At 41.2% G+C, this 24,852-nt stretch carries 23 protein-coding genes, 2 tRNA genes and 1 other RNA gene; 14 read left to right on the forward strand and 12 right to left on the reverse strand.

Annotated features, from left to right (window positions below):
• Nucleotides 1–136 precede the first annotated feature (136 nt).
• On the forward strand, nucleotides 137–391 hold the full coding sequence (gene rpmE / locus KX723_RS03645) for a 50S ribosomal protein L31 (RefSeq protein ID WP_218814715.1): 255 nt from the start codon (nucleotides 137–139) through the stop codon (nucleotides 389–391).
• Nucleotides 392–602: 211 nt separating this feature from the next.
• On the forward strand, nucleotides 603–1,772 hold the full coding sequence (locus KX723_RS03650) for an MFS transporter (protein ID WP_343230283.1): 1,170 nt from the start codon (nucleotides 603–605) through the stop codon (nucleotides 1,770–1,772).
• A 55-nt stretch (nucleotides 1,773–1,827) separates the two neighbouring features.
• Here KX723_RS03650 and KX723_RS03655 read toward each other — a convergent pair whose 3' ends face one another.
• Nucleotides 1,828–3,021: a pyridoxal phosphate-dependent aminotransferase gene (locus tag KX723_RS03655; RefSeq protein ID WP_218814717.1), complete on the reverse strand. Its 1,194-nt coding sequence runs from the start codon at nucleotides 3,019–3,021 to the stop codon at nucleotides 1,828–1,830.
• 165 nt (nucleotides 3,022–3,186) lie between these two features.
• Between KX723_RS03655 and uvrB the strand changes: the two genes are divergently transcribed.
• The 8 genes from uvrB to rplT all read left to right on the forward strand — a co-directional run bounded on the left by uvrB (nucleotide 3,187) and on the right by rplT (nucleotide 10,020).
• The gene (gene uvrB / locus KX723_RS03660) at nucleotides 3,187–5,196 is read left to right on the forward strand and encodes an excinuclease ABC subunit UvrB (RefSeq protein WP_218814718.1); all 2,010 of its coding nucleotides are present in this window, start codon (nucleotides 3,187–3,189) and stop codon (nucleotides 5,194–5,196) included.
• Between the two features lie 68 nt (nucleotides 5,197–5,264).
• Nucleotides 5,265–6,176, forward strand: a complete 912-nt coding sequence (locus KX723_RS03665; RefSeq protein ID WP_218814719.1) for a hypothetical protein — start codon at nucleotides 5,265–5,267, stop codon at nucleotides 6,174–6,176.
• On the forward strand, nucleotides 6,124–6,294 hold the full coding sequence (locus KX723_RS03670; protein WP_218813323.1) for a hypothetical protein: 171 nt from the start codon (nucleotides 6,124–6,126) through the stop codon (nucleotides 6,292–6,294). Before KX723_RS03665 ends, KX723_RS03670 begins: the two co-directional genes overlap by 53 nt.
• Before the next feature lie 464 nt (nucleotides 6,295–6,758).
• Nucleotides 6,759–6,833, forward strand: a tRNA-Val gene (locus tag KX723_RS03675).
• A 15-nt stretch (nucleotides 6,834–6,848) separates the two neighbouring features.
• Entirely contained in the window at nucleotides 6,849–8,804 is a 1,956-nt protein-coding gene (gene thrS, locus KX723_RS03680; RefSeq protein ID WP_218814720.1) for a threonine--tRNA ligase, read from the forward strand.
• 32 nt (nucleotides 8,805–8,836) lie between these two features.
• Entirely contained in the window at nucleotides 8,837–9,400 is a 564-nt protein-coding gene (gene infC / locus KX723_RS03685; protein ID WP_218814949.1) for a translation initiation factor IF-3, read from the forward strand.
• Nucleotides 9,401–9,437: 37 nt separating this feature from the next.
• The gene (gene rpmI, locus KX723_RS03690; RefSeq protein ID WP_218814721.1) at nucleotides 9,438–9,632 is read left to right on the forward strand and encodes a 50S ribosomal protein L35; all 195 of its coding nucleotides are present in this window, start codon (nucleotides 9,438–9,440) and stop codon (nucleotides 9,630–9,632) included.
• A gap of 31 nt (nucleotides 9,633–9,663) precedes the next feature.
• Nucleotides 9,664–10,020, forward strand: coding sequence for a 50S ribosomal protein L20 (gene rplT, locus KX723_RS03695; RefSeq protein ID WP_218814722.1), 357 nt, complete (start codon nucleotides 9,664–9,666; stop codon nucleotides 10,018–10,020).
• Nucleotides 10,021–10,102: 82 nt separating this feature from the next.
• Here rplT and KX723_RS03700 read toward each other — a convergent pair whose 3' ends face one another.
• Nucleotides 10,103–10,636: a hypothetical protein gene (locus KX723_RS03700; protein ID WP_218814723.1), complete on the reverse strand. Its 534-nt coding sequence runs from the start codon at nucleotides 10,634–10,636 to the stop codon at nucleotides 10,103–10,105.
• Between the two features lie 230 nt (nucleotides 10,637–10,866).
• Here KX723_RS03700 and KX723_RS03705 point away from each other — a divergent pair, with 230 nt between their 5' ends.
• A complete protein-coding gene (locus tag KX723_RS03705) occupies nucleotides 10,867–11,166 on the forward strand; it encodes a hypothetical protein (protein ID WP_218814724.1) in 300 nt (99 codons plus the stop codon).
• Here the strand turns inward: KX723_RS03705 and recR are convergent.
• The 5 genes from recR to KX723_RS03730 form a co-directional block, all read right to left on the reverse strand.
• Nucleotides 11,163–11,771 carry a recombination mediator RecR gene (recR, locus tag KX723_RS03710; RefSeq protein WP_218814725.1) on the reverse strand — a complete coding sequence of 203 codons (609 nt, stop codon included), beginning with the start codon at nucleotides 11,769–11,771 and terminating at the stop codon, nucleotides 11,163–11,165. The genes KX723_RS03705 and recR overlap by 4 nt on opposite strands.
• Nucleotides 11,772–11,943: 172 nt before the next feature.
• Nucleotides 11,944–12,279 carry a YbaB/EbfC family nucleoid-associated protein gene (locus KX723_RS03715; RefSeq protein ID WP_246562535.1) on the reverse strand — a complete coding sequence of 112 codons (336 nt, stop codon included), beginning with the start codon at nucleotides 12,277–12,279 and terminating at the stop codon, nucleotides 11,944–11,946.
• A 43-nt stretch (nucleotides 12,280–12,322) separates the two neighbouring features.
• Entirely contained in the window at nucleotides 12,323–13,900 is a 1,578-nt protein-coding gene (gene dnaX / locus KX723_RS03720) for a DNA polymerase III subunit gamma/tau (protein WP_218814726.1), read from the reverse strand.
• Nucleotides 13,901–13,928: 28 nt separating this feature from the next.
• Nucleotides 13,929–14,025, reverse strand: an RNA gene (gene ffs / locus KX723_RS03725) — signal recognition particle sRNA small type.
• Nucleotides 14,026–14,035: 10 nt separating this feature from the next.
• Nucleotides 14,036–14,125, reverse strand: a tRNA-Ser gene (locus KX723_RS03730).
• Between the two features lie 213 nt (nucleotides 14,126–14,338).
• Between KX723_RS03730 and KX723_RS03735 the strand changes: the two genes are divergently transcribed.
• Nucleotides 14,339–15,913 (forward strand): peptide chain release factor 3, encoded by a 1,575-nt coding sequence (locus KX723_RS03735; RefSeq protein WP_218814727.1) that lies wholly within the window; start codon nucleotides 14,339–14,341, stop codon nucleotides 15,911–15,913.
• Between the two features lie 42 nt (nucleotides 15,914–15,955).
• On the forward strand, nucleotides 15,956–17,173 hold the full coding sequence (locus KX723_RS03740) for a response regulator (RefSeq protein ID WP_218814728.1): 1,218 nt from the start codon (nucleotides 15,956–15,958) through the stop codon (nucleotides 17,171–17,173).
• Here the strand turns inward: KX723_RS03740 and minC are convergent.
• Nucleotides 17,170–17,889, reverse strand: a complete 720-nt coding sequence (minC, locus tag KX723_RS03745; RefSeq protein ID WP_218814729.1) for a septum site-determining protein MinC — start codon at nucleotides 17,887–17,889, stop codon at nucleotides 17,170–17,172. The genes KX723_RS03740 and minC overlap by 4 nt on opposite strands.
• A gap of 186 nt (nucleotides 17,890–18,075) precedes the next feature.
• On the opposite strand from minC, the gene KX723_RS03750 reads away from it, so the two are divergent.
• The gene (locus KX723_RS03750; protein ID WP_218814730.1) at nucleotides 18,076–19,737 is read left to right on the forward strand and encodes an AMP-binding protein; all 1,662 of its coding nucleotides are present in this window, start codon (nucleotides 18,076–18,078) and stop codon (nucleotides 19,735–19,737) included.
• 41 nt (nucleotides 19,738–19,778) lie between these two features.
• On the opposite strand, the gene KX723_RS03755 is transcribed toward KX723_RS03750, so the two are convergent.
• From KX723_RS03755 to zipA, 4 genes are all read right to left on the reverse strand, one after another.
• On the reverse strand, nucleotides 19,779–21,194 hold the full coding sequence (locus KX723_RS03755; protein ID WP_218814731.1) for an ATP-binding protein: 1,416 nt from the start codon (nucleotides 21,192–21,194) through the stop codon (nucleotides 19,779–19,781).
• A complete protein-coding gene (locus tag KX723_RS03760) occupies nucleotides 21,194–21,865 on the reverse strand; it encodes a response regulator (protein ID WP_218814732.1) in 672 nt (223 codons plus the stop codon). The genes KX723_RS03755 and KX723_RS03760 overlap by 1 nt, the downstream gene beginning before the upstream one ends.
• A 286-nt stretch (nucleotides 21,866–22,151) precedes the next feature.
• Complete coding sequence (gene ligA, locus KX723_RS03765) at nucleotides 22,152–24,173, reverse strand: NAD-dependent DNA ligase LigA (RefSeq protein WP_218814733.1); 2,022 nt, start codon at nucleotides 24,171–24,173, stop codon at nucleotides 22,152–22,154.
• Nucleotides 24,166–24,825 carry a cell division protein ZipA gene (gene zipA / locus KX723_RS03770; RefSeq protein ID WP_218814734.1) on the reverse strand — a complete coding sequence of 220 codons (660 nt, stop codon included), beginning with the start codon at nucleotides 24,823–24,825 and terminating at the stop codon, nucleotides 24,166–24,168. Before zipA ends, ligA begins: the two co-directional genes overlap by 8 nt.
• Between the last annotated feature and the right edge of the window lie 27 nt (nucleotides 24,826–24,852).

Raw genomic sequence — 24,852 nt, forward strand, 5'->3', positions numbered from 1 at the left:
ACTTTTTAGCGCTTTAAGCGCTTTATATCTGAATTTAGCTCCGATGAGAAGACTTTTTGCTAACGCAAAATTTTGTTTTGCAGTTCCTTCTGTTATAATGCCGCCCTAATTTGTTTTCAAGGGATATAAAAATTATATGCAACAAGATATCCATCCAGGTTATGAAGTGGTTACGGTAACGTGTAGCTGTGGCAATAGCTTTAAAACTCGCTCCACCTTAGGCGATGCAAATCTTTCTATAGAGGTTTGTGCGAAATGCCATCCTTTTTATACGGGTAAGCAAAAGATCGTTGACTCCAGTGGACGTATTGATAAATTTAAACAGAAGTACGGCAATCGTTCCTCTAAAGCGTCTTCTGCTAAGTCCAGTGATACAGCAGAAGTTGCTTAATCTCTTATCATTTCATTGAATCGGCTTGCTTCTGAATTAAGCGCTTACATTAGGCGCTTAATTTAGGGACAAAGCTAGCCTAATTTACTAATTATTATAACGGTGGGGTAGATTTATGCCGAAAAAACCTATTAGCATATTTCCTTGGTTAGTATGTGGTTTAGGGGCCCTTTTCTACTGTTATGAATATTTTTTGCGAATCTTACCGAGTGTGATGACGGAAGATTTGCTAAAAATGTTTAGTATCGGTGGGGTTGCCTTTGGTAACTTAGTGGCCTTCTACTATTACGCTTATACACCGATGCAATTGCCCGTCGGGATTATGATGGACCGATTCGGTCCGCGTAAATTGTTGGTATTTGCATCCTTAGTCTGTGCCTTGGGTACTTATTTATTTGCTCACCATTATTTGCCTACGGCACAAGTCGGTCGTTTTTTAGTCGGATTTGGTTCTGCGTTTGCCTTTGTAGGTGTTCTAAAACTCGCTTCCCTTTGGTTCCCCCCCTCGCGTTTTGCTTTCATTGCCGGTATGGCTACCTCACTCGGTATGATTGGGGCGATGATCGGTGATATCACATTATCAAAGCTAGTCGTTTCTATAGGTTCTAACACCACACTCTATCTTGCCGCTGTGGTCGGTGTGGTTTTAACTGTCGCCATGTGGCTGGTAATTCCAGAAACGAAAGCCGTTAAAACAGCCGCGGCGTCTGCATCATCTAAATTAAGCTATAGAGAATTTTTTCAGGCGGTTTTTAAGCTCTGTAAAAATCCGCAAATGTGGTTGATTGGTGTAATAGGAAGTCTTTTATATTTATCACTTTCTGGGTTTGCAGAAGTTTGGGGTATACCTTATTTGATACGCGTGTACGGCTTATCAAACGTCTCGGCAGCAACGGCTATTTCCTTTGTATTTCTAGGTTGGGCGATAGGGAGTCCGCTGGTGGGTTGGATCTCAGATAAAATGGGTAATCGACGTTATCCGATTATTCTAGGTGCTTTATTAGGCTCGATATTGTTTTCTTTGATTATTTATTTCCCTAGTATGTCCACCCATTACCTGAAACTATTACTTTTTACGTTTGGTGTGTGTAGTTCAACGCAGATTATTGTTTTTCCGATTGCAAGAGAACTTAACGTAGTGGCTTTGGCGGGAACAGCGATTGCGGTGATTAATTCTTTAGTCATGTTAAGCGGCGCATTATCACAGCCTTTGATAGGAAAAGTGTTGGATGTTTTAACCGGCGTGCATGTAAAAGGCAATTTAATGGCATTTTCAACGACAAGCTTTCAGCATGCGCTGAGTATTATTCCTATTGCATTTGTTCTTGCAGCAGTACTGACACTTTTTGTCAAAGAGACACGCGGTACTATCGCCAAATGATAAAAAATTCGTCATTGCGAGTGCAGAGTGGCAATCGCAATGATTAGTAGGCTTTTTATTTGAAGGCGTTCAATGCTTCTTTTAATTTAACCAATGCATTTTTTAGATTAATCTCATCGGTAGCAAAAGAAAGTCGTAAATGTCCCGGCGCGCCAAAGGCGGAGCCTGGGACAGTGGCGATATCCGCTTTATTAAGCAAATAATCCGCTAGTTCGTAGTCAGAATTAAATGCTTTGCCTTCGCCAATAAAATGACTGAAGGAAGGGAAGCAATAAAAGGCGCCCATCGCCGCTAAGCAGTTTACACCCGGAATATCATTAAGCCCTTCAGAAAAAAACTGATGTCTTTGCTGGTAAACCTTATTCATTTCGCGTACACAATCTTGATTACCCGTTAATGCGGCTTTTGCGGCAACTTGGGCAATGGAGTTAGGGTTTGAAGTGCTTTGAGATTGTATATTTGTCATGGCCTGGATGATTTCTTTAGCGCCTGCGGCATAGCCGATTCGCCAGCCCGTCATCGCATACGCTTTTGAACAGCCATTTAATACAATGGTTCGCTCATAAAGTTCAGGACATACATTCACTATATTTTCAAATGCTTGTTCTCCCCAATAGATATGTTCATAGATATCATCGGTTAGAATAAAAACCTGTGGGTTTTTTAATAAGACCGCCGCAAGCTCAGTGAGTTCCTCACGCGTATAGACCATGCCACTTGGATTTGAGGGGCTGTTGATAATCAATAGTCGCGTTTTCGGCGTGATGGCTTGCGCAAGCTGCGTTGCCGTAATTTTTAAATGCTGTTCGATAGTGGTGGATATAAAAACTGGTTTTGCTTCAGCCATCAGGGCCATATCAGGATAAGAAACCCAATACGGCGCAGGGATAATAACCTCATCACCTGGGTTTAATAGCGCTTGCATGAGGTTGTAAATACATTGTTTAGCACCGCTAGAAACAATAATTTGATTCGCTTCATAGCTTAATTTATTTTCTTGCTTAAATTTATCAATGATCGCTTGTTTTAGACTGGCGATGCCATCGACTGCGGTGTACTTAGTACAGCCTTGATCAAGCGCCTGATGGGCGGCTTGCTTAATAAATTCAGGTGTATCGAAGTCAGGTTCACCCACCGTGAGGTTGATAATAGGTCTTCCGGAAGCCTTTAGACGATTAGCCGCCGCGGAAAGACTTAAAGTAGGCGAGGGCTTTATTTGCGCAACACGGCGCGAAAGTGTTATTTTCATAGAATGAGATAGTTGAGTTAAAATAAAGAGTTAATTATCCATTAATGGCGCTATTATCGGCGAGAGATTAATAATAAAGCAAGTTTGGCTTTTTCAGGCTAGATAGGTTATATAGCCTTCGACCTTAGTATGATTCAGTTTCTCGTTTGATTAAGAGCAAGTCCTATGTCAAAACCCTTTGAATTAGTTTCGGATTTTAAACCTGCCGGCGATCAACCGCAGGCTATTAAAGGGTTACTAGAGGGATTAGATGCCGGTTTAGCGCATCAGACATTACTCGGTGTTACCGGTTCGGGTAAGACCTTTAGTATTGCGCATGTGATACAAAAAATACAAAGACCCGCCATTATTTTAGCGCCTAATAAAACATTAGCCGCACAATTATATGGGGAGATGCGCAGCTTCTTTCCTAATAATGCGGTGGAATATTTTGTTTCGTATTACGATTATTATCAGCCAGAAGCGTATGTGCCCACCACCGATACGTTTATAGAAAAAGATGCGGCCATTAATGAACATATAGAACAAATGCGTTTGTCAGCGACAAAATCGTTATTAGAGCGTCGCGACGTGATTATTGTGGCAACGGTTTCAGCTATCTATGGTTTAGGTGATCCGAATACGTATATCAATATGATGTTACATATTCGTCGCGGCGATAAAGTCGATCAACGTTTTATCTTGCGACGTTTAGCTGAATTACAATATATCCGAAATGATACTGATTTTCGTCGTGCTAATTATCGTGTACGTGGTGATGTTATCGATATCTACCCGGCAGAATCCGCTGAAGAAGCGGTACGTATTGAATTATTCAATGATGAAATTGAAAGCCTAAGTTATTTTGATCCGTTAACGGGTGAATTATTAAGGCGAGTGCCGCGTTTGACCATCTACCCAAAAACGCATTATGTGACACCACGGGAACGTATTCTAGAAGCTATAGAGTGCATTAAGGTAGAATTAAAAGAACGTTTAGCGCAACTCAAACTCGCTAATAAATTGGTGGAATACCAACGTTTAGAACAGCGTACCCGATTTGATATTGAGATGTTATTGGAGTTAGGTTATTGCAACGGCATTGAAAATTATTCGCGTTATTTATCCGCGCGTGATCCGGGTCAACCGCCGCCTACCTTACTGGATTATTTACCGCGTGATGGTTTGATGGTGGTGGATGAATCACATGTCACCATACCGCAGTTGGGTGCTATGTATAAAGGTGATCGTTCCCGTAAAGAAACCTTAGTGGAGTATGGATTTCGTTTACCTTCCGCCTTGGATAACCGACCGTTACAATTTCAAGAATTTACAGATTTCGCGTTACAAACGATTTATGTTTCTGCAACACCCAGCGCTTACGAGTTAGAACATTCAGGTGCGGTGGTTGAACAAGTCGTGCGCCCAACCGGTTTAGTCGATCCGATTATTGAAGTACGTCCTGTAGGCACGCAAGTGGATGATTTACTTTCTGAAATTCATAAGCGTGTTTTATTAAAAGAACGCGTCTTAGTGACCACGCTGACCAAGCGATTAGCCGAAGACTTAACCGAATATCTTGCGGAACATGATGTAAAAGTACGTTATCTACATTCTGCTATTGATACCGTTGAACGGGTAGAAATTATTCGTGATTTGCGTTTAGGTAAATTTGATGTGTTGGTAGGGATTAATTTACTGCGCGAAGGTTTAGATATGCCAGAGGTTTCTTTGGTCGCTATTTTGGATGCCGATAAAGAAGGTTTTTTACGTTCAGAACGTTCACTGATACAGACGATTGGCCGTGCAGCGCGCCATATCCATGGTCGTGCTATTCTTTATGCCGATAAAATAACCGGTTCTATGGAACGGGCGATAGGGGAGACCGATAGACGCCGTGAGAAGCAACAAGCCTATAATAAAAAGCACCATATTACGCCCAAAGGGATTGCTAAAGCGGTGCATGACATTTTAGAAGGTGCGCGATCCGATGTTTCAACCAACAAACAACATCTTCTTAAAGTTGCTGAAGAGCAAGCCCACTATGCCGCTTTACCCCCCGAAGAATTAGTAAAAAAAATCAAGCAGTTAGAACGAGAAATGTTGCAATACGCCAAAAATATGCAATTTGAAGATGCCGCAAAAGTAAGAGATCAATTAAAACTTTTAAAAGAAAAAATAATAGGTATTGATTAACATCATAAATCTATGATTGCTTATATTCTTTGTTATTTTTATAATCAATAAAAATAACAGGAGGATATATGGATGTGCCTAGTGCTTCACCAATTCTGTTTACAATAATGTCTATGCAGACAGCAAGCTCTTTTTTCGATTATTTTAAATTATTATCTACTGTTCAACGTAATGCTATTTTTCCGTATATAAAATATAAGTTGCCTCATTTAATCAAAAATTCATATGATTTTTTTCTGGTTTTTTCTTGTTTAGATAGAAATCAACAAAGTCAGATACTCAATAATTATAAAGGAATGATAGTACTGATAAAAAATTTTAGTAATTTTTATGATATTTTTAACGCATTAATCCCTGTTCTACGTTTTAAATTAATTACTTTCTTCATTAGAAAAGGTAAAGTAAGCTTACTATCTGATGATATATCCAAACTTTATTTGATTATTTTACGTTTTGAACGTAAAGATCGTTTCCTTGTTCTTAGTATGTTAAATAGCGAAGGGAAAGTAAGTTCCTTATTTGGTAATTTGCCTAGCGTTCAAAGATTTTTAGACTATTTCGAACCTAGTGATTATTTAGTTGTGCTTAATGAATTAAATAAAGAAGGAAAAATAAATACATTGCTTAATTTTAAGGATACTTCAAGTGTCATAATGTTTCTTAAAAAATTTCCTACTATAGACCGTTTAGAAGTATTCAAAGTGCTGTTAACTATAAAGGAAACCGCCATATTATTTGGCAAGGAGGCCAGCTTTCAAGCTATTTTTAACGCTTTTGGATCGAATTTTCATTTATCTTTGGCTGATGGGCTACAAAAAAACCTTATTATTAATACAGCGGATAAATTTATAATGTTCTTTAAACAATTAAAAATTGATGATAGTGTTGAGTTTGTTAGCATGATTTCTAGTGCTCTATCTTCAATCGATGAGACAGGAAAGCATTGTGAAAGCAATGCGAAGTCGAAGAGCCCGCGATAGGCGTGCGTTGACGGGCGAAGCAGGAAACGCATCACGCCGTAAAGTCATTTGTGGGAGGCACGGGCATGAACTCCGAAGGAGTGAGTGCGTGCCGGACGCAGGACGTATCGCGGCCTAATTTCAGTCGCGTCATGCGAACGAATTTCGGGGACACGATGGCCGAAATTCTTCGGGAGCATAGCGACTCACTTGTATTACGAATATCGATAAGTTTGAGTTCGTTTTTAAAGAGTTAGATGCTAAACGACGTGAGCTTCTATTTCCTTACGTTAAAGATATTCTAACCCCCTTTATTAATAATGACGCGGATCTTGAGCGTGTTATTCCGTTAATTTAAAAAGAGTTGCATCGCGAAAATAAGAATGCTATTTTCTCCTCTTTTAACAAACCCCATTAACACAAATTAATCGTGTGTTTCATACAATTGCAGGTTAAGAAATAATGACTGCGAGGGGTGCACCCGGGTGCGCTTTCTTTTGTGGCGTAAGACATCAAAAAAAGCGTACCCGGGTGACAGGGCCCCGACTATAACGGTTACCGCTGTGGGTGCTTGAAAAGCATAAACGCACGATTAATGACGACAGGCACGTAGCTCAGTGGTAGAGCACCACCTTGACATGGTGGTGGTCGGTGGTTCGATCCCACTCGTGCCTACCAAAAATTTTATATGTTATGCCTGTTATTACCTTACCCGATTCAAAACAGCTGACTTTTTCTGAGCCTACTACCGCTTATCAAGTCGCTGCCGACATCAGCCCTGGCTTAGCAAGAAATGCTATAGCGGCGGCCGTGGATGGACAACTCGTTGATCTTTCTTATGTGATTGAATCCGATGTTGCATTGCGTATCCTTACTGAGCGTGATACTGAATCACTTGAGGTGATTCGGCATTCTACCGCCCATTTACTAGCCCATGCGGTCAAACAATTATTTCCTCAAGCCCAAGTAACTATCGGGCCTGTCATTGAGAATGGGTTTTATTATGACTTTGCTTTTGAGCGTCCTTTTACACCCGATGATCTCAAACAGATAGAAAAGCGCATGCAGGAATTGGTCAAGCAAGCGTTGCCGGTGAAGCGTTTTACGCTTTCTAGAACAGAGGCCATTGAACTGTTTCGTAAAATGGGTGAGGAATATAAAGCCAAAATCATTGAGGATATTCCTGAAGGCGAGGTATTGTCGCTTTATCAAGAGGGTGATTTTGTTGATCTCTGTCGCGGTCCTCATGTTCCCAATACGAGTAAATTAAAGGTTTTTAAATTAACACGTGTGGCCGGTGCTTATTGGCGCGGTGATGCTAAAAATGAGATGTTGCAGCGGATTTACGGCACCGCTTGGTTTACTAAGGATGATTTAAATGCCTATCTACAACGCATTGAAGAAGCAGAAAAGCGTGATCACCGTAAATTGGGTAAACAATTAGAATTATTTCATATCCAAGAAGAAGCACCGGGCATGATATTTTGGCACCCCAAGGGCTGGAGTATCTATCAAATCATCGAACAATATATCCGAAAACGGCTAGAAAAATGTGGCTACCAGGAAATACGCACGCCACAATTACTGGCACGCCAGCTATGGGAACGCTCAGGCCATTGGGATAAATTTTTTAACGAGATGTTTACGACCCGTGCTTCTGAAAATACCGAGTTTGCCATAAAGCCTATGAGCTGCCCGGGACATGTTCTCGTTTTTAACCAAGGCTTGAAAAGTTATAGGGATCTACCCTTACGGTTCGCTGAATTTGGTTGTTGTCACCGTAATGAGCCATCGGGTGCGTTGCATGGCTTGATGCGAGTGCGTGGCTTTACACAAGATGATGGACATATCTTTTGTACTGAAGAACAAATTCAGTCAGAAGTTGCGGCGTTTATAGACCAACTTTATGCGGTATATGCGGATTTTGGTTTTAATGAAATCTTGATCAAATTAGCCACACGCCCTGATTTACGCGTGGGTAACGACGAAAACTGGGATAAGGCAGAGCAGGCGCTAGCCCAGGCATTGGATGGCAAAGCGCTAAAATGGCAGTATTTACCCGGTGAAGGCGCCTTTTATGGGCCTAAAATTGAATTTACTTTGGAGGATTGTTTGGGACGTACGTGGCAATGTGGGACGATCCAGGTTGATTTCTCTACACCAGGTCGTTTAGGGGCTGAATATACGACCGAGCAAGGGGAGCGCAAGACGCCGGTTATGCTACATAGGGCTATTTTAGGCTCTTTTGAGCGGTTTATAGCGATTCTTATCGAACATTATGCCGGGCATTTCCCGGTCTGGTTAGCGCCTATCCAAGCCGTTGTCATGACGATTACGGACAAACAAAATGATTATGCGGAGGCGGTGGCCCAAGAATTAGAGTCTCTAGGGTTTAGAATAAAGTTAGACTTGAGAAATGAGAAGATCGGTTATAAAATCCGCGAGCATAGTTTGCAGAAAGTCCCCTACCAGCTGATCATAGGCGATAAAGAAGTGCAGGCCAAACAGGTTAATGTACGTAGACAGGGGGGGGGTAATTTAGGTAGTATGTCCCCCCCTCAGCCTCTTTCTATGTCCGTTCGAGAGTTCGAAAAGATGGTGAAGGGAGAAGGGCTTGAACAATGTCGAATTGATGAGGCGGAGAAATAATTATTAGCAACGAAAAAGTGATTCAGCAGCCAGTGAGGCCAAGGCCAGGGGGCGCGTATCAACCTAGAACAGGTAGTGGGAATACGAAGAAAGTAAGAGTGAATGGGGAAATTCGAGTTCCTCAAGTTAGGTTAATAGGTCCTGAGCGCGAACAATTAGGTGTTCTTTCTTTAACAGAAGCTTTACGTCAGGCTCAACAAGCCGGTCTTGATTTAGTAGAGATTGCACCAACAGCAGCACCGCCTGTTTGTCGTATTATGGATTATGGTAAGTATCTTTTTGAGCTTAGCAAACAGAAAACAGCGCAAAAGAAGAAACAAAAAAGGACTCAGTTAAAAGAAGTTAAATTTCGACCCGTGACAGAAGAGGGAGATTATCAGGTCAAGCTACGCAACCTGATCCGTTTCCTAGAACAGGGCGACAAAGCTAAAATTACCGTGCGATTTCGGGGTCGAGAAATCGCACATATCCACTTGGGTGCTAAGCTAATTGAACGCTTAGAAAAGGATCTCGCTGCTTATGCCGTGATTGACGATAGACCTAAGATGGAAGGGAAACAGATGGTTTTAGTAGTTAGCCCTAAGAAAACTAAGTAACAAATATATTATTTAAATAAGTAATGCGGAGATTATTATGCCAAAGTTAAAAAGCCATCGAGGGGCTGCTAAGCGATTTAAGCCTACAGCTAAAGGTTATAAATGTGCACAGTCACATCATAACCATATCTTGACGAAGAAAGATACCAAGCGCAAACGAAACTTGCGTCAAACAAATTTAGTTCACCCAAGTGACGTACGTTCTGTCGATCGTATGCTGCAAGGTTCTTAAAATAATTAGAGATTGATAGAGGTTTAATACAATGGCAAGAGTAAAACGAGGGGTCACTGCTAGAGCCCGACATAAGAAGATATTAAAAGCAGCGAAGGGTTATAAAGGCGCGCGTAGTCGCGTTATACGGGCTGCAAAACAAGCGGTAACAAAAGCAGGTCAATATGCTTACCGTGATAGAAAACAGAAAAAACGTGATTTCCGTGCGTTATGGATCGTCCGTATTAATGCGGGTGCGCGTGAAAACGGTTTATCCTATAGCCGTTTAATTGCAGGTCTCGCTAAAGCAGAGATTGCAGTTGATCGTAAAGTATTAGCTGATTTAGCTGTAACCGACAAAGCAACCTTTGCTCAGTTGGTAGAAAAAGCAAAACAAGCTTTAGTTTAACGCATTATTCTCGATTCCGTGCGCTGTCCTCTGGTCGAAAAACCAGAGGATTGGCTAGCGGTTCATCTAAGCAAAAATTTCTTTAATGACGGAAACTCGTGGTTGCTATAGCGGCTGCTTTTTCTAGGTCAGTTTTCTCTAAACACTTGCCTAATGGGGAGTCTTTTAAAATATCGGCAATTTCCTGTTGCTCTAACTTGGACACTGAAGCTAAGACATTTTTTAACTCTTTCGCTGCTTCTAGCGTTTCATTTTTCAGAATTTGTGCATAGTTTAAAGCACTTATATTTGTCGTTCGCCGAGCCGCTGTAAAATTGGATAGCGTGCCTAAGATTGTACTTTTAAGCGATTTTTGTAGTGATTCACTTCGAAGGATCGGGCGAATATATTTAGTATCTAAGTGGTTGGATACATTGAGTATTCTGCACAGCTCATCGATGGCAAAAGAAGGGAAATAGTGACCGCTTATCACTAACTTTGCAGTACGTTTTAAATCGGGGGGGAAATTCCTTTCCTCACTACCTAGGTAAATCACTGGAATTATTTGAGTAGGGTTTTTTTTTATAGCGGGGCCAGGTACACGGATTAAATCGCTAACAGGCTTACTAGGACACACGGCAAATATTTTATCTTCTTTTCCTAACGGAAAATATTCATCTTCATTTTTACTTTCTCCCTGATATTTATGCGTATTTAAATTTATTTTTAATGTGCAAAATAAATCAGATGGATTTTAGCATAGCGATGATAGCTTGAGAAATGGCGTTGAGTTTTTTAATTTGAATAAATTTGTTTGTTAGCCTACACCTAGGTATGGGTTAACAAATAAGTTAATGGAGTAAAAACATGTCAAAAACAGAGTCTACTTCGCTATTAAATGCAGAGGAAAATCTTTTCGCTAATACAACAGCTCGTTTTTTTCGCCTAGCAACAGGGGTTCATCAGCAAGGACAAATAAACAAAAGGAAAGCAGAAGGTAATAATTTTTTATCGGCTGATAATGCAAGTGACGTAGCGATGGATATTTCGGCTAGCTTAAAGGTCGATATTCCTAGCGATCAATTAGACGCTATTATTCAGGATCTTCGCTCCGACTTCTGTGAGCCAGCGCAGAAAAAAATAAAAATTGAATCGCCCGGGCCTTAAGCATTTTCTGCAAGAGTAATGCGTGAATGCAGTGATCGAATAATGGTATTGCCGTCTATAAATTCAAGCTCGCTACCTAAGGGAACACCGTGTGCGATACGACTTGTTTTAATGTGGTGTTGTTTAAGCAGCTCTGCAAGATAATGCGCAGTGGCTTCTCCTTCTACCGTGGGATTTGTCGCTAAAATAACTTCTTTGGGAGGATGTATGTGTAGTCGCTGAATGAAGTGTTTAATGCCGATTTCTTCAGGTCCAATCCCATCTAAAGGGGATAAGCGCCCCATGAGTACAAAATAATAACCATTATAACTAGCGGTTTGTTCAATGGCCCTGACATCAATAGGTGTTTCAACCACACAAAGCAGATCATTATCTCGATTGGGGTTTGCGCAAAGTGTACAAATCGGTGTTTCGCTTAAACTTCGGCATTGCTCACAATGGCCAACTTTCTGAATCGCTTGTTCTATGGTTTTTGCTAGCGCTAAACCTTCGGGCCTCGCTCTTTCTAGTAAATGAAAGGCCATACGTTGCGCCGACTTAGGGCCAATGCCCGGTAAACAACGCAAATGCGTCATGAGCTGTGTTATTAGAGGACTAAAGGCCATATGTTTCCTCTCTCATATACTCTTCGCCCTTGAAATTTTGGCTGCGTTCCCGCTTAACTCGCCATCCTCATGTATGTTATATACACTGCGGTGGCTTCGTTTTCGCGGCGCCTTGCCAAAAATCCCATGGCTGTGAGTATATCAGCATAAAGTTATGTTGTTACGTAATGAATCACTCGGTTTCTATTGCGCTGTCAGTAAATTTAGTTTGAATTTGCGCGGTTAAATCGGTTAATTTTTGTCGCGAAGCTTTTTCAACTTTTTGTAGGGCATTGTTAAATGCACCTATCAACAATTCTTCTATAAATTCTTTCGCTTCTTTTAATAAAGAAGGATCAAGCCAGATAGATTTGGCGGTGTGTCGGCCGTCCATATCAATCTTAACTAAACCACCGCCAGCTTCACCAGTGACGACTATTTTTGCCAACTCTTCCTGAGCAGATTGCATTTTCGACTGCATATCTTGCGCTTGTTTTAAAAGGTTATTAAGATCAACTTTCATATTCATATTTATTTTCCTCTGTTATTTAAGAATATCAATTTTTATCGCGTTAATTTTCATCTAAGAGCTGTATGGATTCAGGCTGTAGTTTAGCATCAAATGTTTTGATAATAGCTTGCAGCGTCGGATCCTCTTGTAAGTTTTTTGTTGTTTCCTCGAGTCGTTGTGCTTTTTGTTGCTGTTCGTAACGTGCGGGCGTTAAAAGATTGCTGTCCCCTAGGCTGATCAATAAACCAGTTGGCTGAGCAAAATGCTTAGAAAGCGCCTGCGCTAATCTTTCTTCTTGCTTGGGCGTGTGTAACGCAGTTTGTTTGGGATCCAGTAATAATTTAACTTGATTATTAGCATATTCTTGCAGCGTACATTGACAGGCAAATGTGTAGCTTAGTCCGGTTAAATTTAATTGTTTAACTAGTGTAATCCAGTCTAGTGCTGGTTTTTTAATCGTTTTATCGAGTTGCTTGCTTTCGATGGGCTGCCGATTTTTTGCTAGCGAAGCCGTTTCACTGGGTAACGATTTTTTCGCAGCGGGTTGACTGCTTTCAGCGTGTTTGATGGGGTTGAAGGCTAGCATTCTTAACAGCATCATTTCAAAACCCAAGCGAGGCGTAGGTGCAAGCGATAAGTCACGTCGGCTTAGTAAAGCAATTTGATAGTAAAGCTGTGTATCTTCGGCAGAAAGTTGTTGTGCTAGCTGCTGAATGTGCTCATTTTCTTTAGTAATGCTAACCGTGATTACTTGAGCAAGTGCCATCTGATGTAAGTGTGCTAAAAGCGCATCAATCACTTGTAAAAAATCAGCCGCTTGTGTATTGAGTTTTTCTACGATAGCCCAGAGTTTAACTACATCCTGTAAAATGAGTGCTTCAAGTAGTTCTGTTATATCGGTTGTGGCCACACTGCCTAATAAGGTTTTTATATCTTGTTCTGTAATCGTTTGCTTGGCATAAGCGATAGCTTGATCTAATAAACTGAGGCTATCGCGTAGACTTCCTCTTGAAGCTTGAGCAAGCAGGTGTAATGCATTCAATTCATAAGGGACGTGCTCGTTTTTTAAAATCGTTTCTAAGTGCAGGCTAATTTGCTCAACAGACAGTGCTTTTAAATGAAATTGTAGGCAACGCGAGAGAATAGTAGCGGGCAGACGCTGTGGGTCGGTGGTAGCCAACAAAAAAACCACATGCGGTGGCGGTTCTTCCAGTGTTTTTAGTAAGGCATTAAAACTGTGTGACGACAGCATATGCACTTCATCGATCAGATAAACTTTGTAGCGTCCTTGGCTAGGCGCATAGTGAATGTCGGCCAGTAGGTCACGCGTATCTTCTACTTTGGTACGCGAAGCCGCATCGACTTCGAGGAGATCGGTAAATCGATTAGCATTAATCGCCTGGCATGCAGAACATTGATCGCAGGGCTCAGACGTTATTTTTGTGGAGCAGTTTAAGCATTTGGCAAGCAGTCTTGCTAAGCTGGTTTTTCCAACGCCACGGGTTCCTGTGAACAGATAAGCATGGTGAATACGTTGACTTTCAAGGGCGTTTCTTAGAATACGGCAAGTGGATTCTTGGCCCACCAATTGAGTAAAAGAACGAGGTCGATATTTTCTAGCAAGGACTTGGTAACTCATACTTCACGATCACCTTGAATGGCGGCGGTTATACCAGCCTCACCTCGGCACCCGCATCTACAACTACCGCTGCTTCCTTCCGGATCTGACGGGGTTCGTTGCTTCGCGCTGCGAAGGGACCCATATAACCACCATTGGCGGAGAGGGCGGGATTCGAACCCGCGGTAGGGATGAACCTACACACACTTTCCAGGCGTGCTCCTTAAGCCGCTCGGACACCTCTCCCATAAGAAAGGGGCCCAGGTTAAACTAGAATAAAGATTTTATCAAATAAAAGCTTTTATAAAAGACAGCTTATATGAAAAAAAACGCCCGCCTTTATTTTATTCCTAATCGGTTTTTCTACGATTAAATTTTAAACACTTTTATAGAGAGTCGTGTAGAATTATATCATCCTTATGTTATATATCTCCCATCCATTTTTATAGGCCGGGCCGAATGTTAGAACCTGAAATACAAGCTAGACGGACATTTGCCATTATTTCGCACCCCGATGCGGGTAAAACCACGCTCACGGAAAAGCTTTTATTGTGGGGTGGGGTCATACAGCTAGCAGGGACGGTGAAGGCGCGTAAAGCGGCCCATCATGCTACTTCTGATTGGATGGCGCTCGAAAAAGAGCGTGGTATTTCGGTCACTACGTCGGTGATGCAATTTCCTTATCAAGGTTGTATTTTTAATCTGTTAGATACCCCAGGGCATGCTGATTTCTCAGAGGATACCTATCGTACCTTAACGGCTGTCGATTCTGCTTTGATGGTGATTGATGCCGCCAAAGGTGTTGAGCCTCGAACGAAAAAATTACTTGAGATATGCCGTTTACGTCAGATACCCATTTTAACTTTTATTAATAAAATGGATAGAGAAGCGCGGCCGCCTATTGAACTATTAGATGATATTGAAGCTACGTTGGGAATTAGTTGTGTACCGATGACCTGGCCTATAGGTATGGGCAAACAATTTAAGGGTATTTATCATATACCCGAGGACAAGGTTTATTTTCATGCACCTTCAAGTAATTTAAAAAGAAAGGAAGGTGAATGTTTCTCTGGATTAGATGATCCTACCGTGAAAGAGCGCATTGGGTTTTTATATCAAGAATTACAAGAGGAATTAGCGCTGGTGCGGGGCGCATGTCCGGTATTTAATGAGCGGGCTTATAGAGATGGAAAATTAACCCCGGTATTTTTTGGTTCAGCCATTAATAATTTTGGTATACAAGAATTACTAGCCGCATTTGTTAAGTTTGCGCCTTCTCCTCAACCAAGACAAGCGGATACGCGTTTAGTTAAACCGGAAGAGCCGAATTTTAGCGGGTTTGTATTTAAGATTCAGGCGAATATGGATCCGGCACATCGGGATAGAATTGCCTTTTTGCGCTTATGTTCTGGAAAATATATACCCGGAATGAAGTTGTACCACGTACGTACACAGCGCGAGTTAATGGTTAATAATGCGCTTACCTTTATGGCAGGTGATCGTAGTCGTGCCGATGAAGCATGGCCAGGCGATATCATTGGCTTGCATAATCATGGCACCATACAAATTGGTGATAGCTTTACCGCGGGTGAAACCCTGAAGTTTATGGGTATCCCTTCTTTCTCGCCCGAATTATTCCAACGCGTACGCTTAAAAGATCCGCTGAAATCAAAAGCGTTGCTAAAAGGTTTAGTGCAGTTGTCAGAAGAAGGGGCGATACAAATTTTTCGCCCTCTAGCAAGCAGCGATTTAATTCTAGGCGCGATTGGTGTTTTACAATTTGATGTAGTTGCATACCGCTTAAAATACGAATATAAAGTGGAATGTGCTTATGAACCGATCAATGTTGTAACCGCACGCTGGGTTAGTTGTAATGATGCGAAGCGATTAGAAGAATTCAAAACCAAAGCCTTTATGCATTTAGCTGTCGATAGTAAAGATAATCTTGCTTATTTAGCACCGAGTAATGTCAATTTAAATTTGACTATAGAGCGTTGGCCAGAGATTCAATTTTCTAAGCTCATGGAAGTTTAATGATAGAGAAATAGCAGTTAAGTATTTGATGAGAAGGAAACAATGATACAAGAAGATAAATGTTTGTTGTCCTCGACCATTAAAGTTGCACGAGCGGCAATGAAAGCGGAGCGTGCTAAATCCGAACTGATTGCTAATTTAAGCTATGAGTTACGCACCGCGCTGGCCAGCATCATGGGTACAGCGCAACTTTTAACGATGGACTGCTTATTACCTACCCAACAGCAATATGTCACGGATATTCTTAATGTTAGCGATTCTATTTTACCCTTAGTTAACCGGCTATTAAATCTTTCTGAACAAGAAGCTCAGCAAATGAGGCGGAGTGTACGTCCTTTTAATTTAAAAACGTTATTAGAAAAGGTGATTAAGCAATTATTATTTCAAGCGAAGAGTAAAGGGTTGCAATTTTTGCTGGATTATCCTAGTCATGTGCCTGTCAATGTCATTGGCGCGCCGGATTTGATCTATCAAATGGTGATACATTTAAGTAATTATTCGATGAAAAATATGGATCATGGTTCGATTGTAATACAAGTAAATTGCGAACAAAGTCAGGATGAGCAAGAGCCGGATCAATTTAAACTGAGTATTAAAGATGGTGGGCAAGGGATACAAAAAAAAGATTTAATCAGATTAAAGGCATGCTTAGATCAGTTTGATCCCAATTATATACGTGACTATAGAGGTATCGACTTAGGCATGTCGATTACACTAACGTATATCAAGTTGCTGAATGTCACTTTAGAAATAGCAAGTGAAACAGAGAAAGGCGGTTTATTTGCTTGTAGCATACCGTTGCGGCGAATGACAGATAGTTTGGATGAAAAAATAGAGGTACAACGTAAAAGCCTATCATTGGGGGCAGGTGAATTACGCATTTTATTGGTTGAAGATAATGATCTTCTGCAACGAGTTTATAGGGCTGTATTAGAACAAATAGAGGGTTGTTCTGTAGATAGTGCAATGAATGCGCAGATGGCGTTGGAGTATTATATGCAATATTCTTATGATTTGATCTTCATGGATATTTGTTTGCCAGATAGTTCGGGTATAGATCTGACGCAAATTATTCGACAGCAGGAAACAAAAGGAGAGCGAGTACCCATTATTGCCATCACAGCACATGGTGAGGCAAAAGATAAAGAAAGATTTCTTGCGGCAGGCATGGATGAAGTACTGATTAAACCTATCAGTCTAGAATCAATAATGTCCATCTTAGAAAAATGGACGTCCATAACGACCTTATCTTTAGCTTAATTCAAGGTTTTTATTTGTAGACGCTCTTGATGTAGCGAAATATGTACACCCTCTTTGGCTAAAGATTGGGTTTGTTCTAAATCGTGTAAATCTTCGCTTAGCCAATAATGACCTGCGATAGCAACTAATTCAGCTTCTAAGTGTTTGCAAAAAATATGTGTATTTTGGTTGCCGGTTACACCGGCTAGCGCACGGCCTTTTAATCGGCCATAAATATGAATGTTTCCATCTGCTAATAATTCCGCGCCCGGGCTGACTGAAGCAAGTACAATTAAATCAGCGTTTTTAGCATAGATTTGTTGGCCTGAACGTACCGGTTGGGTAATCAGTTTGGCGGTAGCCGTAGGGGTAGAGGAAGGTTTTGGTGTTGAATCGGTATTCTCTAATTTGACATTAGGTAAAATAGTAAGGCCTGCTTGAATGGCTAATGTTTGTTGTTCCGCATTACCACCTCGAATACCAACCGGAATAACACCCGAACGACGCAAACAACTGATGATGCCAGGGAAATCAATGATTTGTTCAGCATTATTTTTTAACGCAGCGAGATCGAGAATAATAGGCAGCTGTTGGAAGAAGTGCGGTGTTTGTTCAATTAAAGATTTTAATTGTTGTTGTATGAATAAAGGATCTGCATTAAATAAATGCAATGTCGTCAAGGTAAACAGGCTTGCTTTTAATTTAAAGCTTTCTGATGCCCCCATTAAACTGTTCATGTAATGTTCACCTGTGATTTGCTAATATACCCTTCGCACTTGAGCTTTCGGCGGCCTCGCGGCAATTGCCGAAAATCCCATTGCTGTGAGTATACATTCAGAGTAAGAGATAGATAAGTATTATATACTAAAAAAAAGAGGTGACTGCCTTTACTTAACTTGCGTTAACCGCCAATGGACTAAATAATGGAAAAGATTTGGGTAAATCGTTATCAGCAACAAGTACCTTCTGAAATTGATCCTGATATCTATCCTTCACTTAACGCCTTATTTACCGACTCATGTCAAAAGTTTAAAAACTTACCGGCATTGAATTTTTTTAATACATCAATTAGCTACCAAAAATGGGCCATGCTTAGTGAGCAGCTGGCTGCCTATTTGCAAAAACAATTAAATTTAAAAAAAGGCGGTAGGGTGGCGTTGATGTTGCCTAATTGCCCGCAGTATATGGTTTGTGTTTTTGCAGTGCTACAAGCCGGTTTGACGGTCGTTAATGTAAATCCACTGTATACCCCTTCAGAATTGATTCAACAAATTAAACATTCACAAGCAGAAACGATTGTTATTCTCGAAAATTTTTTACCAAAATTATCACAAGGTTTAAAAGAGACGCATGTCAAACATGTGATTAGTAGTGAGTTAGGCGATCTATTGCCTTGGTGGCGTTCATGGATTATCAGTTGGTTTGCGCGACGAACGATAAAAAATACTCCAAAAGTAAAACGTCATTTTTCAGCGATTAAATTTTCGCGATGTTTAAAAGAAGCGAAAGGTTTGCATTGTCTACCATCTGCATTACAATACCAGGATATTGCGTTCTTACAATATACTGGCGGCACAACAGGAACGCCAAAGGCAGCGATGTTAACGCATCGCAATATGCTAGCAAATATTGAGCAATTAACTGCATGGGTAAGACCTATATTGAAAGAAGGTTCAGAAACGATGATTACGGCATTACCGCTGTATCATATTTTTTCATTGATGGTGAATGGTTTAATGGGGTTACGTTTAGGCGCGACGAATGTGCTCATTCCTGATGCAAGAAATATTCGGCAATTAATAAATGTATTAGGAAAACAGCATTTTAGTGTATTGCTAGGTGTGAATACCTTATTTAGGGCACTTTTAAAGAAACCTGCTTTTGTACAATTAGATTTTAGTTCATTAAAAATTGCATTAGGTGGCGGTGCGCCACTTCAGGATGTTGTAAAAAAACGTTGGAAAGAAGTGACAGGGAAATTATTACTAGAAGGTTATGGTTTGACAGAAGCATCACCGGTGGTTTGTGCACCGCCCTGGGATTTGATTGTGGCCGGTAATCATGTGGGGTTACCTTTGCCTTCTACGGATATTCGTTTGTGTGATACGCAAGGACGTGAAGTACCTTTAGGAGAAGTGGGAGAACTAGGTGTTAAAGGTCCTCAAGTGATGAAGGCGTATTGGACCGCCGGTGAAGAGGAGACAATTCCTGTTTTTGATAATGAAGGGTGGTTATTGACCGGTGATTTAGCAAGGCTCGATCAACAAGGCTTCGTTTTTATCGTGGGTCGCAAGAAAGAGTTAATTCTTGTTTCGGGTTTTAACGTTTATCCTGGCGAAATAGAAGAGGTTATTCAAAAAAATCCTAAGGTCAGTGAAGTTGCTGTTATTGGTATTCCTTCGGAAAGCACAGGTGAGGCCGTTAAAGCATTTGTAGTACGTAGTGATAATACGTTAACGGTAGAGGAGTTATTAAGTTATTGCCATCAATATCTCACCGCTTATAAATTACCTACGCAAATTTCTTTTCTTGATTATCTTCCAAAATCATCGTTAGGGAAAATATTAAAAAAGCAATTAAAATAAAAATTTTACTCGCATTTACGGCGCTCGCAATGACGAAAGTATTAGCTTTTATTTCTTGGGAAGCGTACTTCCACTTTAAGTCCTGTTTCTGTTTCAGGTTGATCTAAGTGAATGGAACCATGATGGAGTTTGGCAATTTGCTCTACAATCGCAAGACCCAAGCCGCTACCCTGTGCATTATTACCTAATACGCGGAAGAAACGTTCAAATACGCGTGCACGTAATTTTTCGGGAATTCCTGGACCATTGTCTATAACATGTAAATGTATGGTATCCGGGCGGTTTGAAATAACGACTTTGACCATACCGCCGTGTGGTGTATAGCGTATCGCATTATCAACCAGATTGCGGATGAGAACATGTAAGCCAGTAGCGTTTCCTAATAGTTTGTATTCAGGGTCTGTCGCCACCAGTTCAATTTCAATTTGTTTTAAAATAGCTTGGGGCGCTAATTGTGCAACTGCTTCAGCTGCTATGCGTGCTAAGTTAATCTGAGTGAAGTGCTCAGGCATGATGGTTTCAGGGCTTAAACGGCACAGCGTGAGTAATTGTTGTATGACATGCGTGCAACGATCAACACCGGCAATCACCTGTTTTAAATGCGCATAGCATTCTTGTGCATCGGCTGCTTTAAGGGCGAGTTGCGCTTGGGTTTTCAGTGCAGCGAGCGGCGTGTGGAGTTCATGCGCTGCATCCGCGGCAAAGCGTTGTTCGCGCTCAAAAGCTTGTTGTAGACGCGAAAAAAGTTTATTAAGTTCGTCGGCTAAAGGACTAATTTCTATGGGTACCTGATTAAGATCAACGGGCTCAAGATGATCCGCAGCGCGTTCAGCAAGCTCTTTAGCAAAAAAGCGAATGCTTTTTAAACTACTACCAATAATAAGCCAGATAAAAAGTCCGGATAAGGGATAAATGAGTAGTGTGAGGTAGGTATCATCGATGAGCATGTGGCGGATCATGGTATAACGCGATTTATACTGTTCTCCAATCGCAAGGATTAAACCTTGTTTATGATCATAAATAGTAAAGGTGCGCCATTTAGTCCCATCAATGATTTTATTGCTAAGCCCAGGGGCTCCCGTTAAAGGAATGGTAGGGGTTTGAGGTGAGTTGAGTAGGAGTTTGCCATCACCATCCCATAATTGAAATTTATAACGATTATTTTGTTTAATTATTTCATCTATTTTGAATTTACTCTCATCTGCAAGATCTTTTTGCAGGGTAGGAAGGGTAAATCGTGCTTGAATAGCTTGAAGCTTAGAGGGCATTGACATGTCTGGGGTATGCATCATCGTCTTGATTAACGAACCCGTTTCTACTAATGAACTATCTAAATTCTCATTGATGGCTTGATTATCAATATAATAATTACCAAGGGCGGTAATGATAATCGTAGCGATGACGGTAGTGACCAGATTAAATAATAAAAATCGCCTAATGGACAGAATGGTGTACATTAATTATTTTCCTTTTCCGCCATGTAGCCTACACCACGAATAGTACGTATAAAATTAATGCCCGCTAATTTTTTTCGTATATTATGCACATGCACTTCAAGTGTATTACTGTCGATTTCGTCGTCCCAGCCATATAGGCATTGGTTGAGCGAGTCGCGAGAAATGACATGGCCTGCATTTTCTAATAATTTTTGCAATAAGCTAAATTCGCGGCGAGAGAGGCTGACAGCTTGTCCTTTGGCCGTGACGGAGAATGAGCTGGGATCAAGTTGAATATCGCGATACGTTAAAACAGATACGGCTCGATTACTCGAAAAACGGCGTTGCAAAGCACGGATTCTTGCCGATAGTTCATCTAGATCAAAAGGTTTGGTTAAGTAGTCATCAGCGCCACCGTCTAGACCTTTTATTCTGTCTTCTACCGCATGGCGAGCGGTTAGGATCAGAACGGGCGTTGTTATCCCAGCTGCGCGCATTTCACTTAAAACGGATAAGCCCGCTAAACCCGGTAGGTTTAAGTCGAGTAAGATAACATCGAAGGTTTCTGTCTTAATAAAGCTGAGGGCTGTCTTCCCATCCTTCAACCAATCGACCGTATAGCCATAATGTTTGAGTCCTTTGTAAATGCCATCCCCTAAGGACTCATCATCTTCAACTAAAAGAATGCGCATATCTTCCTCTTATTTATTATTATTATTATTTCTAGTGCAATGCCTTTGCAGTGTAGACTGGCCAAAAATGTTTAAAAAATCGGTTGGTCCTGGGTTTTATACCTTCTGGATTTGACGAAAATCACATAAAGGCTAAAAATACTTACATAAGCTCGATAAATTACCTTGATATTTCCATATGAAAATAGGATAAACCCCTATTTTTGAAAGAGGACTAATAAACTGTATAAGTCATTAAATGTCAATACAGACTTTAGTTAAAAAGCGAAGTGTATGGTGTTTAGCCTCAAAGGCTTCTTAACAAGGCTTGCAGCTCTGCTTCGGTCAAACAAGTAACCCCTAATTTTTTAGCCTGGCTGAATTTTGAGCCAGGATCCTTGCCTAAGACCACATAATCTGTTTTTTTGCTGACATTGCTACTGACTTTTGCGCCTTGTTCTTGTAGTTGATGGGTGGCTTCTTCACGGCTTAAATCATTTAAGCTGCCGGTTAAAACAAAAATTTTTCCTGCCAGGGTCGTTTGTTTTTTACTTAAGGTGGGTTTGGGCCAATGGATACCCGCCGCCAAGAGACGTTGAATGATTTCTTGATTGTGGGTTTGTGTGAAGAATTTCTTGATATGCATCGCGACAATAGGGCCAATATCAGAAATGGACTGTAGATGTGCTTTATCGGCTTGCATTAAAGGTTGGAGTTGCTGAAAGTGTTGAGCAAGATTTAAAGCCGTAGAAATACCGACATCACGTATGCCTAGGGCATATAGAAAGCGGGAAAAGCGGGTATTTTTACTGGCCGCAATGGCACGACATAGTTTGCCCGCTGATTTTCCCCCTAAGCGTTCTAAGCTAGCTAATTGAGTGGTAGTGAGTGTATACACATCGGCTACATCGTTGATCAGCGCTTTTTCTACGAGTTGGTCAACAATTTTATCACCCAGGCCTTCGATATTCATGGCTTTGCGTGAAGCAAAATGCTTAATGGCCTCTTTAAGTTGTGCGGGGCAATATAAACCAGCATTACAGCGTGCCACGGACTCAGAGGCTAATTTAGTGACCTCTGAACCACAGACAGGGCAGTTTTTGGGTAGTTGTATCAGGTGTGTGTGTTGAGGGCGTTTTTCTTTAATAACACGAACGACCTCTGGAATGACGTCACCAGCACGGCGTACAACAACCGTATCGCCTACCCGTATATCTTTGCGCGTCACTTCATCGATATTGTGTAAAGTAGCGTTGCTAACCGTAGCCCCGCCTACAAAGACCGGCTCTAAGCGCGCGACAGGAGTTAGGGCACCCGTACGCCCCACTTGAAACTCAATCGCTAAAACGCGGCTTAATTCCTCTTGTGCAGGGAATTTATGTGCCAGTGCCCAACGAGGTGCACGTGATATAAAGCCCAAGCGTTGTTGTAATGCCAAGGCATTGACTTTATAAACGACACCGTCAATTTCATAGGGTAGTTGGGATCGTTGTTCAGCTATTTTATGGTAATAGTCTAAACAAGCTTCAATGCCTTGTGCACATTGTGTTTGCGGACAGCGGGGTAGGCCCCATTGTTCGAATTGTTGCAAAATAGCGGTGTGTTTATCTGCTAATTGACCATTTTTAATGGCACCAACACTGTGGGTAAAAAAAGCTAAGGCGCGTTGTGCGGTTATTTTCGGATCCAATTGGCGTAGACTGCCTGCCGCGGCATTGCGTGGATTAACAAACGTTTTTTCGCCGGCTTGCTGTAGCTTCTGATTGAGTTGCTGAAAAGCTTTTTTAGGCATATAAACTTCGCCACGTACTTCCAAGGTATCGGGATAATCAGAACCGCGTAATTGTAAAGGAATGCTTAAAATAGTTCGGCTGTTTAAGGTGATGTCTTCACCGATATTTCCATCACCACGCGTTGCGGCACGGATTAATTTTCCATGTTGATAAGTCAAGCTGACGGCGATGCCGTCGAGTTTGGGTTCGCAAGCATATTCGACGGCTTTGTCACTACCCAGTCTATCCTGAATGCGTTTGTTAAAAGCCAAAACGTCTTCATCAGAAAAAGCATTGTCCAGCGAAAGCATGGGCATGGCATGCTCAACTTGATTAAAACTGCTTAAAGGTGTCGCGCCTATCCGTTGGGTAGGTGAGTCTTGCGTAATAAGTTCGGGATGTTGTTGCTCAAGTGTTTGTAATTCTCGAAAAAGTTTATCAAAGGCGGCATCGCTGATTTGTGGATCATCTAGAATATGGTAACGGTAATTATGTTCATTGATTTTTTTTTTAAGTGCGGTAATTTTTTTTATAAGTGCGGAGGATGGTTTAGGCATAGCTATAGAGTTGTGAACGATAATGCGTTAATACGTCGTCAGTGAGCGCTTGACGTTGTCCATCACACAGTGTGCCGCCTAAATCTTGAAGAAGCAGTTGTGCCGTTTCTAACATTAATTCAAAGTTAGCCAGCGCATTTTTATCTTTAAGTGACATAAATAAACATAATCCCGGCGCTAGGATCTCAGCAATGTGTGTTAAGTCAAACGTACCCGGTTCAACGGCCGAAGCCAGACTAAATAAGCGTGGGTTCTTTTCATTTTGATCTTCATAGTAATGGAAGATATTCATGGTGCCATAGTAAAATCCAGCGCTACTCAGTGTTTGTACCAATTCATAACCTACATAAGGTCTTTCTTCTGCGGCGAGTAGATGCAGAATGATAAGTGATTCTGTTACGTTCGCGCTAGTTTCTTTTGTATTGATTTCACTCATGGATTCATCGAGTATGAGTTCTTCATCTTCTACATGAGAATAATGAGGTGTTGTTTTATAGAGGTTTTTAGAAGGCATGGTTGATAGCACATCATCTTCATCTTCGTCGTCTTTTTTGCTACGGAAATTACCATATTGCCAAATAACGAGAATTAACCCGAGAAATCCAAGGAAAACAATGCCAGGTAGAATGATTAATAAATAATCGATATCCATACTCTACACTCTCCAACGCTTTGCAAA

It is taken from the genome of Rickettsiella endosymbiont of Dermanyssus gallinae (assembly GCF_019285595.1).
Taxonomy (GTDB): Bacteria; Pseudomonadota; Gammaproteobacteria; order Diplorickettsiales; family Diplorickettsiaceae; genus Rickettsiella_B.